The 13,960-nt window shown below is 57.8% G+C and carries 9 protein-coding genes; 7 read left to right on the forward strand and 2 right to left on the reverse strand.

The annotated features are described in order from the left end of the window. Window positions 1–20 precede the first annotated feature (20 nt). The 3 genes from purH to K0H81_RS17770 all read left to right on the forward strand — a co-directional run bounded on the left by purH (window position 21) and on the right by K0H81_RS17770 (window position 6,278). A complete protein-coding gene (purH, locus tag K0H81_RS17760; protein WP_220059189.1) occupies window positions 21–1,634 on the forward strand; it encodes a bifunctional phosphoribosylaminoimidazolecarboxamide formyltransferase/IMP cyclohydrolase in 1,614 nt (537 codons plus the stop codon). Between the two features lie 51 nt (window positions 1,635–1,685). Next, complete coding sequence (purD, locus tag K0H81_RS17765) at window positions 1,686–2,987, forward strand: phosphoribosylamine--glycine ligase (protein ID WP_220059190.1); 1,302 nt, start codon at window positions 1,686–1,688, stop codon at window positions 2,985–2,987. Window positions 2,988–3,275: 288 nt separating this feature from the next. Further along, a complete protein-coding gene (locus K0H81_RS17770) occupies window positions 3,276–6,278 on the forward strand; it encodes a hypothetical protein (RefSeq protein WP_220059191.1) in 3,003 nt (1,000 codons plus the stop codon). 117 nt (window positions 6,279–6,395) lie between these two features. Here the strand turns inward: K0H81_RS17770 and K0H81_RS17775 are convergent, their stop codons facing one another. After that, the gene (locus K0H81_RS17775) at window positions 6,396–7,202 is read right to left on the reverse strand and encodes an SDR family oxidoreductase (protein ID WP_144202533.1); all 807 of its coding nucleotides are present in this window, start codon (window positions 7,200–7,202) and stop codon (window positions 6,396–6,398) included. 89 nt (window positions 7,203–7,291) lie between these two features. Then, window positions 7,292–9,865, reverse strand: coding sequence for a sensor domain-containing protein (locus K0H81_RS17780; protein ID WP_220059192.1), 2,574 nt, complete (start codon window positions 9,863–9,865; stop codon window positions 7,292–7,294). Between the two features lie 323 nt (window positions 9,866–10,188). Between K0H81_RS17780 and K0H81_RS17785 the strand changes: the two genes are divergently transcribed. The 4 genes from K0H81_RS17785 (at window position 10,189) to K0H81_RS17800 (ending at window position 13,956) form a co-directional block, all read left to right on the forward strand. After that, complete coding sequence (locus tag K0H81_RS17785) at window positions 10,189–10,890, forward strand: spondin domain-containing protein (RefSeq protein WP_220059193.1); 702 nt, start codon at window positions 10,189–10,191, stop codon at window positions 10,888–10,890. A 9-nt stretch (window positions 10,891–10,899) separates the two neighbouring features. Next, window positions 10,900–11,628, forward strand: coding sequence for a spondin domain-containing protein (locus K0H81_RS17790; protein WP_258406329.1), 729 nt, complete (start codon window positions 10,900–10,902; stop codon window positions 11,626–11,628). Between the two features lie 109 nt (window positions 11,629–11,737). Then, a complete protein-coding gene (locus K0H81_RS17795; RefSeq protein ID WP_144202527.1) occupies window positions 11,738–12,466 on the forward strand; it encodes a response regulator transcription factor in 729 nt (242 codons plus the stop codon). A 2-nt stretch (window positions 12,467–12,468) separates the two neighbouring features. Then, entirely contained in the window at window positions 12,469–13,956 is a 1,488-nt protein-coding gene (locus K0H81_RS17800) for a sensor histidine kinase (RefSeq protein WP_220059195.1), read from the forward strand. The last annotated feature ends 4 nt before the right edge of the window (window positions 13,957–13,960 follow it).

The following is a 13,960-nucleotide window of genomic DNA, read 5'->3' on the forward strand; positions in this document are numbered from 1 at the left end:
CACTGGACCCTGTACCTAAAATGAATAATGCCAGACCTATTCGTCGCGCGCTGTTAAGCGTTTCTGATAAAACCGGAATCCTGGAGTTTGCACAAGCCCTGCACGCTCAAGGTGTTGAACTGCTATCTACTGGCGGCACCGCTCGTCTGCTAGCAGACAACGGTGTGCCTGTCATTGAAGTCTCTGACTACACGGGCCATCCTGAGATCATGGACGGCCGCGTAAAAACCCTGCACCCTAAAGTGCACGGCGGCATCCTCGGCCGTCGCGGTATCGATGAGATAGTGATGGAACAGAACGCCATTAAGCCTATCGATCTGGTTGCCGTTAACCTCTACCCCTTTGCCGAGACAGTGGCCAAAGAAGGCTGCACCCTGGCCGACGCCGTGGAAAACATCGACATCGGCGGCCCAACCATGGTGCGCTCTACCGCGAAGAACCACAAAGACACCACCATTATCGTTAACGCCAAAGACTATGATCGCGTGATCCAAGAGATGCAGGCCAACCAGGGCAGCACCACGCTGGAGACGCGTTTCGATCTGGCTATCGCCGCCTTCGAACACACGGCCGCCTATGATGGCATGATCGCCAACTACTTCGGCACCCAAGTGCCACCGCACGCGGTGAATGGGGTACCGGCTCACAGCCAGGACGAATGCCACCAGGATTCTAAGTTCCCACGCACCTACAACACTCAGTTGGTGAAGAAGCAAGATCTGCGTTACGGCGAGAACAGCCACCAGAGCGCGGCCTTCTATGTGGATCTCAATATCGATGAAGCCTCGGTTGCCAGCGCGACTCAACTACAGGGTAAGGCACTGTCTTACAACAACATCGCCGATACCGATGCGGCGCTGGAATGCGTCAAAGAGTTCAGCGAGCCAGCCTGTGTTATCGTCAAGCACGCCAACCCTTGTGGCGTCGCCATCGGCAAGGATCTGCTCGAGGCCTACAACCGCGCCTACCAGACCGACCCAACCTCAGCCTTCGGCGGCATCATCGCCTTCAACGGTGAGTTGGATGCAGAGACCGCCAGCGCCATCGTCGAGCGTCAGTTTGTCGAAGTGATCATCGCGCCAGTCGTCAGCCAGGCGGCACGCGACGTTGTGGCGGCCAAGGCCAACGTTCGTCTGTTGGAGTGCGGTCAATGGGCTAGCAAGACCCGCAGCCTGGACTACAAGCGCGTCAACGGCGGCCTGCTGATCCAAGACAGAGACCAAGGCATGGTCGAGATGAGCGACATCAAGGTAGTGACCAAGCGTCAGCCTACCGACGCCGAGATGAAAGATCTTATGTTCTGCTGGAAGGTGGCCAAGTTCGTTAAGTCTAACGCCATCGTCTACGCCAAAGACAGCATGACAATCGGTGTGGGCGCCGGCCAGATGAGCCGCGTCTACAGCGCCAAGGTGGCCGGTATCAAGGCTGCCGATGAGAATCTGGAAGTCGTAGGTTCGGTCATGGCATCCGATGCCTTCTTCCCGTTCCGCGATGGCATAGATGCCGCGGCGGCCGCCGGTATCAGCTGCATCATCCAGCCGGGCGGTTCGATTCGCGATGAAGAGATCATCGCAGCCGCCGATGAGCATGGCATGGCCATGGTCTTCACCGGCATGCGTCACTTCCGTCATTAATTTGCTTTCGCGCCTGGGTCACAAGCCCGGGCGCCGTTTTAAGGATATAGCATGAACGTATTAGTAATAGGTAGCGGCGGACGCGAACACGCGCTGGCCTGGAAGGCCGCCAAGTCACCGCTGGTCGAGAAAGTCTTCGTGGCACCGGGCAATGCCGGCACGGCGCTGGAGCCTAAGCTTGAGAACGTTTCGATTGCCGTCGAAGCCATCTCTGAGCTGGTAAGCTTCGCCAAGGAGCAGGCGATCGAACTAACTATCGTCGGCCCGGAAGTGCCGCTGTCATTGGGCGTGGTCGATGCCTTCAACGAAGCTAAGCTACCTATCTTCGGTCCAACCCAAGGTGCGGCGCAGCTAGAGTCTTCTAAGGCGTTCACCAAGGACTTCCTGGCCCGTCACAACATTCCGACGGCAGCCTACTCGAACTTCACCGAGATCGAGCCTGCCAAGGCCTACGTCACAGAAGTCACCGCCAACACAGGCTTCCCTATCGTCATCAAGGCCGACGGCCTGGCGGCGGGTAAAGGGGTGATCATAGCTCAGGATCAGGCCGAAGCCGATGCGGCTATCGAAGATATGCTGGCCGGTAACAAGTTTGGCGAGGCCGGTTCTCGCGTGGTGATCGAGGAGTTCCTCAAGGGCGAAGAAGCCAGCTTCATCGTCATGGTCGATGGCAAGAATATTCTGGCCATGGCCAGCAGCCAGGACCATAAGGCCAGAGACAATGGCGACAACGGCCCAAACACGGGCGGCATGGGCGCCTACTCTCCGGCGCCAGTGGTCACTCAGGCGGTTCACGACTGGACTGTTGAAAACGTCATTCGTCCAACCGTAGATGGCATGGCTGCTGAAGGTAATGTCTATACAGGTTTCCTCTACGCCGGTCTGATGATTGCGCCAGATGGCAGCGCCAAGGTACTGGAATACAACTGCCGCTTCGGCGACCCAGAGACCCAGCCTATCATGATGCGTCTTCAGTCAGATCTGGTCGAGCTCTGCCTGGCCGCCACCCGTGGCGAGCTGGACAAGGTGACCGCAGAGTTCGACAGCCGCGCCGCCGTAGGCGTGGTGATGGCTGCCGGTGGTTACCCAGATGCCTATCGCAAACACGATGTGATCGAGGGACTCAGCCTGGGCAGCGATGATGCCAAGGTGTTCCACGCGGGCACCAGCATGAAGGATGGCCATGTGGTCACCAACGGCGGCCGCGTCTTGTGTGCCACCGCCCTGGGCCAAGATGTGACTCAGGCGCAGCAGCGTGCCTATCAACTGGTCAATGAGATCCACTGGGATGACGTCTATTTCCGTACCGATATCGCCTATCGCGCCATCGCCCGGGAAAACGAGCAGGCCTAATACCCATAAAGGGATATTCATAGAAAATTGAGATCTAAGTCACGCTCAGTTTTCATGCAATAAAATCGCATAAAAGCACCTATACTCCATAAGGGTATTAGGTGCTTTTTTATACGACTCAATAAGTTAACTGCGAATTCCGAATCATGTATTAAAAATAGCCTGAATACATTATTTCTATACAATAAAAACCACAATATTAGCATAATTCAATATTTTACCCTCATATTGCAGCAGAATATTCACATCTGTATACTCGCCGCCTCTGTTTTTTAAGCTGGAGGCTTAATGAGATACTTCATCCTGTTGTTCACCCTTTTACTTACCGCTTGTGGCGGAGGCGACTCGGACAGTCCTGCACCGCAAGCCGAAAAACTAGCGCACCCTGGCATTCAAATTCAGGAACTGGTGCAAACCTATGCGCCAGATCAGCGCCTCACCCCGGCCATCACGGGCAAGTTAGGCAGCATCAGCTATCAATTGGTTAACGGCGCTCCTACCGATGTGGTCAAGATCTCTGCCGACAAGCAGTATCTCACTATCCTCAATGCCGGCAGCACAGAACTGATCGCCACAGATAGTGGCAACAGCCAAACCAAGCCGGTCAGCCAACGTTTTAGCATCAGCATCAATAAGGCACCTCGCACGCCGCTACTGACTAACGATATCAGCCAGGGCTATGTCGCCGGCGCCCAGCTCTCTCCTAGCATCAGCGGTGTCAAAGGCAGCCTCAGCCTGATGCTGGCCGAGGGTCAGCCCGCAAATGTAGTGACAGTCGACGCCCAGGGTAAGATCACTGTGCTAGGCACTGGCAGCGTCAAACTGCTGGCCAAAGATGATGGCGGTCGTAACTTCCAGGCCGACTCGCGCGAATTTCAGGTCAACATCTCGCCTGCCGAGACCGCCTACGCCACTTATCAGAATATCGCAGGTAAGCCACTGATCTTTGGCGGTAAGCTACTGCCCGTCTACAGCGGCACGCCCACCACAGAGGCTCACTACCAGCTGGTTGCTGGCGCCAATACTCAGGTGGTTCAGGTGCATCCCACCACGGGGGCGATGAACATACTTGGCGCCGGTGAGACCCAGGTTGAGGTGCAGCAAGTCGCGCCGGCCAACCATACTCAGGTGCCAGTTCAACGCTTTAGCGTTCAGGTCGACAAGGCGCAGAACCTGGCCTTCAAGGCAAGCGATGTCACCACACGTTTCGACGCCGATAAGACGGCGAGCTTCGATGTCACCGGCGTCCAGGGCAAGCTACGTTACGCCATCAAGGCGGGTGCGGCCGAGGATGTCATCAGCATCACTGATGCCGAGCTGGGTGAGTTTAGCTTCCAGGGCGTCGGCGAAACTGAGGTCGAGGTAACCGACACCGGTAACCACAACTATCTGAGTACCAGTCGCACCATTAAGGTCAAGGTCGAGGCCATGATCGCCAGCTCTCTACAGGCTATCGATATCAACACCCAATATCAGACCAATCAAACCCTGACGCCGCAAGTTGTCGGTGCCAAGGGCAGCCTTAGCTACAACCTGACCGCCAGCAGTGCCACAGATGTAGTCACACTGGATACCAAAACCGGCCAGATGCAGGTGTTGAAGCCAGGCACGGTAGCGGTGATCGTTAAAGATGATGGCGGCGAGCTGTGGACGGCGCAAGAGAAACAGTTTAGCGTCACCATAGACAAGCAGGATAACAGCCTGTTTGTGGTGGAAAATAGCCGTGTGGACTTTGCCGCTAACGCGCCCTTCGTCCCTCAACCTAGCCATAATCAGGGCCAGGTCAGCTACCAGGTAGACAATGGCGGCGACGGCGTCTTAAGCCAGGATGCCGGTACCAAGGCAATCACTATCGTCGGCGCAGGCCGAGGCTGGATCACCGCAACCGATGCGGGCAATGACTTCTATCATCCCGCCAGCAGCCGTTTCTTCGTCGATGTGGCACCGCTAAACGGTAGCCTGCAGATATCGTCCGTGCGCAGCCAATACGCGCCGGGCAAGACACTCACTATTCCCATGTCGGGCGCCATCGGCAGCCTGAGCCTGGCGTTAAAAAGCGGTCAGGACGATGTGGTCGGTGTCGACCTAGCCAACAAGACCCTGACGGTTAAGAACGCCGGCAGCGTCACCTACATAGTGACAGACAGCGGCGATGCCGGTCACCTGTCACAGAAGGCCGAGCTAAATGTGGTGATAGACAAGGGAGCCGAAAACCCTGAACTGGCACTCTCAAGCACCTTGGTCAGCAGTGCCTATAGCCCAGATGCCAGCCTCAAGGCACCTGGCGTCAGCGGTCGCGGCATCGACAGCGAGATCAGCTACTATACGGATACGGCATCCAGTAAGGTGGTAAGCCTGAACGATACGACAGGTGAGATGACGGTGCTAGCGGCCGGCATGGCCAAGGTGACTGTGATCGAGCAGAGCCGCAACTACGAGCGCACCCTGCGCGACTTCAACGTCAGCGTCGCCAAGGCGGTTCACCCTGGCCTAAGCCTGGATGAGATCAGCCAGTCCGTGGTTTACTATCCGGATCGCAAGGTGCTACCGCCAGAATTTACCAACGCCTTTGGTAAACTCACCTATGCCTTCGGCCTACAGGTATCACCCGAATATGCCGAGCTCACCTCGACGGGCGAGCTCACCCTGCATGCCTATCCACGTTCTGGCGATAACGACTACTTCGACATCATAGTCACCGACGATGGGGGCAACAACTATCAGAGCACCAGCCTGAACTACAAGGTATTCCTTAAAGATATCGAGCCAGGCCTTGGCGAAGAGGCCAGCCTGACCTTCGATGGCAGCGAGCTGCAGCTAGTCTCTCCCGCTGACGTTGCCTCAGGTGATGTCTCCTACTTCACCGCCATAGGTGGACGAGGCGATGCCCTCAGCAAGGATGGCGACGATGAACTAGACGGTGGCTACACCAATATGGTGACTCAGGTGTGTACCGATCCGGACAATTATAAGGGCTGCACGCTGATCACCCTCAGGCTGCAAAATACCAGCCTGTGCAGTGATGGCAGTAGAGTCGCCTATCCGATCGCCTCTGACAGCCGTTACACCTGCCCGGGCATGAGCCAGCCAGTCAGCTCCGAGGTTAGCGTCAGCATGCATAGCGACGATCCTTACAACGCCTGGTTCGTCAACCCGGGACGTTTTAAGACCCTCAAGCCTATCGTGGTGACACATTTTGCCAAGCCATATCGCAGCGGCGACGTGGTCGAGGCGGGTGACATTCAGGCCAGAGCCTGGTGGCTGATTAACTTGGATATCACCAAGAAGTAAGCTCGTCTTTACTCCTTACAAAAAAAGCCCAGTTTAAACTGGGCTTTTTTTATTGCTCTACCGCTTCTGCTTTACCAGAAATTTTAAGCCTGCCAGCTAGGACCTTAGCGAATCTAATCAATGTCCTGAGGCGATCGCCTTGCGGGCGATCTTGTCGATAAGGCCTGGGGCGATGATCTTAAACCAGCGGCCCAAGCGCCCCCGCGTCGAGGTGATAAGCAGCCGCTTACGCCCGGCGATGGCCGGCAGCATCATCTGGGCGCACTGCTCGGCGGTGATGATCTTAGCCTCCTGCATCGGGCTCTTACCGAGAGGCTTACCCTGACCATCCAGGGCGCGCTTATGGATCTCAGACACCACGAAATCGGGACAGATATGGGTGACGGCCACATCATGTTCCACCAGCTCGATGCGCAGTGAGTCAAAGAACCCCATCACCGCATGCTTAGAAGCGCTGTAACCGCTGCGGGTAGGCACACCGGTTAGGCCTGCCACCGAGGCCACCACCACAATCTGACCACGACTGGCCTTGAGGTGCGGCAGGGCAAAATGGGTCAGCATGGCCGGGGCCAGGTAGTTAACCTGCATCACACGTTCGAGAATGGAGAGATCTTCGAGCTCATCGAAGCGCGACCACATGGTCATGCCGGCATTGTTGACCAGAATATCCAGGCGGCCGAAATGGGCCACACAGGCATCGATGAGGCCTTGGCAGGCAGCGGCGTCGGTGACATCGGCAGGGATCACTAAGGGCGGTACACTGGCGATGGACGAGAGCTCCTGCTGCAGGGAGTGCAGTCGCCCCTGACTGCGGGCGGTGAGCACCAGGCGACATCCCAAGGGCGCCATCGCCTTGGCCAGGGCGCGGCCAATTCCCTCTGAGGCACCCGTGATGATAACGACCTTATCGGCTAAAGTTTGCATCGAAAACCTAAGGTGTGAATGGATGGATAAGCCACAAATTCACACACTTAAGCCCAAAGTACAAGCCTTAAAACGGGTCGACCATGCAGTTAGGCCATCAGCCGATGCACATTGTCGGTCGGCGCAGTGAGGTATTGATCCAGGCTCTTGGGACGACCGATGGCATAGCCCTGGGCATAGTTGATACCGATCGACTTGAGGCGCTCGATGATCTCCTGGTTCTCCACGAACTCGGCCACCGTCTCTATGCCCATCACGCGGCAGACGTCGTGTATCGATTTAACGATGGCATAGTCCTTGGCGTTGCTGGCCAGGGACTTGATGAAGCAGCCATCGATCTTCACATAGTTCACCGGCAGCTCCCGCAGGTAACCATAAGAAGCAAACCCGGTGCCGAAGTCGTCCAGGGCGAAGGAGAAGCCCTGCTTCTTCAGCTGATTGAGCATCTCCATCGCCCGGTTACGATTCTGAATCGCACTGGTCTCGGTGATCTCGAAACAGATGCACTGACTGGGGATGGCGAAACGCTCCAACTGGGCGATGATATAGTCCACCATGCCCTCGGCCCCTAAGCTATTGGCCGAGAGGTTGATCGACAGGCAGTGATCTGCCCACAACTCCTCATGCAGAGAGAGCCAGAGGAAGGTCTTACGTATTACCTCCTTATCCACATCTGTCATCAGCTTGAAGCGTTCGGCAGCGGCTATAAACTGCGCCGGCGCCAGGATGCGCCCACAGGGTTCCTGGATCCTCAGCAGAACCTCCATGCGCTGCTTGCCCTGAGGCCCCAACGCCTTGATGGGCTGATAGTAGAGCAGTAGCTCGTTGTGTTCGATCGCCTGGGCGATACGCACTGCCCATTTGGGGGCGTTGCGCTGATAGGTGAGCTCCTTGTCCTTATCATCATAGAAATGCACCTGGTTGCTGCCCTTGCGCTTGGCGGCGATACAGGCAATATCGGCATCTTTGAGTAGCTCCAGCGCATTGATATAGGGTGCCCTGGCCAATGCCACCCCGGCGCTGATCCCCACATGATAATGGCAGCCGTGATGCTCCATCACCTGTTTGCCGACGGCATTGATGATCTGTTTCACCTGCTGAGCCAGTGCCACCACGCCTAAGTCTTTCAGCGCCAGGCCAAACTCGTCGCCGCCCAGGCGGGCCAACAAGCCCTGCCCCTCCAGGCTGGCCTGAATCGCCTTGGCCACCATCTTTAACATGGCATCGCCGGCGTTGTGACCGCAGGAGTCGTTGATAAGCTTAAACTGCTCCAGGTCGAAATAGCAGATCGCCAAGGTCTGGGCGTCCTCGGCAAAGGCTTGTAGCCGCTCCTCGAAGGCGCAGCGATTGAGCAAGCCGGTGACATTATCGAAGTTTGCCCTGCGTCTGAGCTGATGCTTGAGCAGCTCCTCCTGGGTGATATCCCTCAGCACGATCACGGTGCCGATGATCTTGTTGTTCGGCCCCTTGAGGTTACTGATGCTGCGCTCCATCAGCCTGGGGGTATGACTGGTAAACTTGACCTTGCTCAGCATGGGCGTCGGCGTGCCACTCGCCATGAAGGCAAACAGCGACTGATTCAGCTCGGGTTCGCTGCGAAACACCTTATCCAGATTCATCCCCACCGCAGATTCGGCCTTCACCTTGAGCAGCCGCTCGGCCTGGGGATTGAGGTAGATCACCTTGGCCCAGCTATCGGTGAGGATCACCGCCTCGGCAATCGCCTCCAGGGTGATCTTGGAGCGCTCCTTCTGCTGAAAGATACGCGCCAGCAGGCTGTTGACCTGCTCGGAGATCACCATAAATTCTGAGGTGCCCTTGGCCCGGATGGGTTGATAGGTCTTCGCCGTCGGATCCACCCGCGAGAGCTGACGCAATAACTGCTTGAGGGGATTGACCACCCCATGACGCAGCCAGAGGTAGCCCAGCAACAGCAGCAACAGGCTAATGCCACCGATGAGATAGACCAGGGTCGCCGGACCGCTCTGCACCAGGCTGTCTCTCTGTGTCAGCTCGATATCTAATAGCAGCGAATGGTCACCGAGCAGGCTGGGCACCTCCAGAGTCACCCGCTGTGGCGAAGTCTGCGCCAGCAGGCTCGGCGTGGTGGTCGCCAGCCTCAGTCCCGCCAGCGACGAATAAGCCTGATAGTGTTCGAATAATTGATTGTCGACCCGGCGCACCATCAGCAGGCGCCTGTTGTCAGACAGAGGGATCACGCAGGCCAGAAAACCTTGCTTGCCCTGGAGCAGAAAACCGGTGCGAACGCCATCCAGAGTCAGGAGATCGGGCCAGAGCGCATCGAGATCCAATACCTGGGTTTCCGGGCTGGGCTCTGCAAAAGCGCGAATGCCATCGTCCTCTACGCCATAGAGGCTGACATGGGCAGACAGGGCCATGGCATGCCAGGTCGCCGACAGGGTCTGACGCTGGTCGGCAGGCAAGAGCGCCATGGGCACGCCGTAGAGCTGGGCCAACATCTCAAACTGCCCCAGATCTTCCTCGAGATGGTGGGCGATATTCTGCTGCGCCCGCTGACTCATCTCCTGGCGAAGATCGCTCAGGCGCAGTTCGTACCAGGCGTTTAACCCATAGGAGATGGCCATGATGGCGGGCAGGCAGAAGCCGGCCACAAAAACCACAATTTTCTTGCTAATGCGCATCTTGTCTCTGAGCCATCCTATCGGTATCGCTTTTTGGGGCTAGGTTTGAATCGGCGAGGAAAATACCCTATTTGCCCTAGGGTTTAAACCGCCGGGCGACTGCCCGTTGCAAAACTAGCCAATAGCCTGCCTGCGGCGAACGGCCGCTGCATTGACTTAGCGCAGGAATTGACGATTGAGGGGCAATTCTAAGGACAAATTGAGAGCCAGTTCACCGCCAAGGGGCAGTTGTGAAACTTTTGTGATAATTTGGCGATACTTAAGTGAACTCCAAACGCCATGCTTGAAGCTAGGATTCGATCATGTCAATCAGGAGAACACCCATGACCCTACGCAAAATCAGCGCCGGCCTAATTCTAGCCGGTTTAGTCGCCACCCCAATCAGCGCAGCCGAACTCACCATCAGCATCAGCAACCTCACCCATGGCAACCACTTCACCCCAGTCCTCATCGCCGCCCATGATGCACAGATGCATCTGTTCCAGGCGGGCGAACCTGCCACCAGCGCACTGCAGAAGATGGCGGAAGGGGGGGATATCGCCGATCTCGCCGCCATGGTTGACGGCGCCAGTGGCGTCACCCTGTCTAACCCGGCCGGCGGCCTGATGGCACCGGGACAGAATGTCGCCAGCATCAGCTTTGACTCCCAGGCGATGACTCATCTGTCCCTGGTCGCCATGATACTGCCTACCAACGACGCCTTCGTCGGCCTGGACAGCTGGGAGATCCCAACCACGCCCGGCACCTATACCCTGAACCTCAACGCCTACGACGCAGGTACCGAGGCCAACGATGAGGTGATCAATGGCGGCGGCATGCCAGGCGTGCCGGGGATCCCTGCGGCGCCGGGCGGCGATGGCGGCAGCAATGCTAGCGGCGTGGCCGACACCAGTCCCAACGACAAGGTGCATATCCACCCCGGCATTCTGGGTGACACAGACCCTGCGGGCGGCATGAGCGATCTCGACAGCCGGGTACACCGCTGGCTCAACCCGGTCGCCCGCGTCACCATCACAGTTAAGTAGGAGGCCATGATGAAACTGCAACAGCTTAAGAGTGGCCTCCCCTTGACGGCGGTGGCACTGAGCGTGGGGCTGCTGCTCAGCGCCTGCTCAGACAACGACCATGACACTAATATGCCAGAGCCGCCAACAGCGCCTGTGGAGCGCAGCTTTACCCTGACGGTGACCAACCTGACGGCGAATCAACCTATGTCTCCCCTGGCGCTGCTGGCAACCTCCAACGGCTATCATGCCTGGCAAAACGGCGAGCCTGCCAGCCTGGCGCTGGAGCAACTGGCCGAGGGCGGCGATCAGTCGGGCTATAGCGCCGAGATGGACGGCATAGATATGGTCGTAAGCGGCGCCGGCATACTCCCTCCCGGGGCGAGTGAAAGCCTGACCCTGACCCAAACCGAGGCGGCAACTGCCTCCCTGTCACTGCTGACCATGCTGGTCAACACCAACGACGCCTTTAGCGGCCTTGACGCTATTGATATCAGTCTGATGGCTGTGGATCAGAGCCAGAGCTTCTACACGCCCGCCTATGACGCCGGCACAGAGGCCAACAGCGAAATCAAGGGAAGCATCCCTGGGCCGGCGGATGGCGGTGAAGGCTTTAATGCCGGCCGTGACGATGTAAATCGTGTGCACCTGCACCCAGGGGTGATCAGCCAGGACGATGGCCTAAGCGACTCTGTGCTCAAGGCCAGTCACAGGTTTGACAACCCTGTACTTAAGGTGACCATTCAGCGCACCCGCTAGCACACCAAGCTAACCGACAAGCTAACCGACAAGCTATATTTAGCATCGACGAAATAAATTCCCTCTGGGCTGGGTCTACTGGATGTAGGCCAACTAGAGGGAGTTTGCTATGTCTGTGTTAAACGGTGACAGGACGCTAGGTGAAGGGCGACGCATCTTGCTGGTCGAGGATGAGCCAGACCTCGCCCGTCTGATCCGTCTCAACCTGGAATCTCTGCAACATGAGGTGACCCAGGTCAGCACTCTGAACCAAGCCAGGCAACAGCTGCGCAGCAAGTGTTTCGATCTCCTGCTGCTGGATCGCATGCTGAGCGACGGCGATGGCCTGACCCTGTGCCAGCAACTCCGACAGGAGGGCAAGAGCTTACCCTGCATGATGATCACCGCCAGAGACAGCGAGGCAGACATAGTCCTCGGCCTGGAGTCCGGCGCCGACGACTATTTAGTCAAACCCTTCAGCGTGTTGGAACTCAGGGCCAGGGTCAAGGCGCTACTCAGACGCTCCGCCCAGCAGGCCGCCGACCAGTATGCCCTCACCTTCGACGAGCTAGTGATCGACAGTAAGACGCGTGAGGTCACCGCCGCTAATCAGCCCCTGACTCTCACCGCCAGGGAATTCGATCTCCTCTACTACCTGGCCCAACATCCACGTCAGGTATTCAGCCGCATGCAGCTGCTGGAAGCCGTGTGGGGATACTCCTATGCGGGTTACGAACACACGGTCAACAGCCACATCAATCGCCTCAGGGCCAAGCTGGCCTGCTGTCCCAGTAGCAACGAGCTGGTGCAAACGGTATGGGGCGTGGGCTATAAGTTCGCTCCACCGGCGGCGCACTAGCCATGGTTAATAGCCTGTTTGGCCGCATCCTGCTGCTTGCCAGTGCCTGTGTCTTGCTGTTGTTTCTCGGCTTCTGGCAGTGGTCTAGCCTGAGTCAGCAACACAGCCAACGCCTGGTACAGCAGTCCCTGCACAGAGAGCTGGCAACCCACATGGCCGAGATCAACCCGCTTTTGTCACAAGGGATCACCTCGGACGCCGCCCTCAAGGAGGCCTTTCACGACCTCATGTTGCTGGGGCCCAGCTTCGAGATCTACACCTTAGATACTCAAGGCAGGGTGATCGCCTTCGACGCCAGGGAGGAGCAGATCAAGACCCACAGGGTAGACACAACCAAGATACATTCCTTCCTCAAGGGTGACACCCTGCCAATCCTGGGCACAGATCCCAGGAGTGACGACCAGCAAAAGATCTTCTCCGTCAGCCCACTTATAGGCCCGAGCGGCACCCTCAGCGGCTACCTCTATGTGATCATCGGCGGCGAAGCCTTCGATAGTTGGCAGTCGCTTATCCAGGCCAAAGACCTGCCCGAGCGCTGGGGCGTCGCCCTGGGCGGCTGGGCCCTGTTTACCCTAATCTTATTTGCCCTGCTGCTGCGCTACCTGACCCGGCCCCTCAATCGCCTCACCCAGGCCCTGGGCGAGCTGGAACACAAACCGATAGATCAGCCCCTCGCCCTGCCCCTGGCGCCGAGCCGCAGCCAGGAGATGGCCCAGCTCAATGGGCAGATCAATCGTCTGTTAGAAGAGGTAGCCCAGAAACAGCGCCAGGTGACTGCGCAGCAGGCGGCCAAGCAGGAGTTCCTGCTGCACCTGTCACACGATCTCAAGACGCCGCTCACTACCCTGCTGGGATACCTGGATACCTGGCTGCTAAGTCCGGCCGATGAACGCGACGACAGTCTGCTGCAGTACGCAGCGGCCTCGGGGCAGAGACTACAGCAGCTACTGGCGCAGATGCTCGAGTTGGCGGCGCTGGAGAACGGTCAGATCAAGGCGGATATGCGCCGCGTCTCGCTGCAGTCGATTCTCGATGAACTCACCCAGACCTTCGCCCCTAAGGCTAAGCGGGCCGAGGTCAGCCTCCGCCTAGACCAGGGTGACAGTGAGGGTCAGGGCAAGGGTGAGTTTCTCTACACAGATCCCCAACTCATGGGCCGAGTGCTCAATAACCTGCTGGACAACGCCCTACGCCACACGCCGCCGGGCGGCGAGATAGCCGTCTATCCCCAGACGTTGGCCTCGGGCTCTTACCTGGTGATCCAAGACTCGGGCAGCGGCATGCAACCCGAAGCCATTGCCGCCCTGCAGCATACTCCTAGTCCAAGCCAGCCCGAGCTCTACTATTGCCGGGGCGAAACGCTACCACAGCTGGGCGTTGGCCTGGCAATCGTCAGGCAGCTATTGGCCAGACTCGGCTGTCGTATCGAGGTACAGAGTGCAACCGATCGAGGCAGCCGATTCATGATCGCACTGCCCCGATATCGATGAGGCG

It is taken from the genome of Shewanella halotolerans (genome assembly GCF_019457535.1).
In the GTDB taxonomy this organism is placed as follows: domain Bacteria; phylum Pseudomonadota; class Gammaproteobacteria; order Enterobacterales; family Shewanellaceae; genus Shewanella; species Shewanella halotolerans.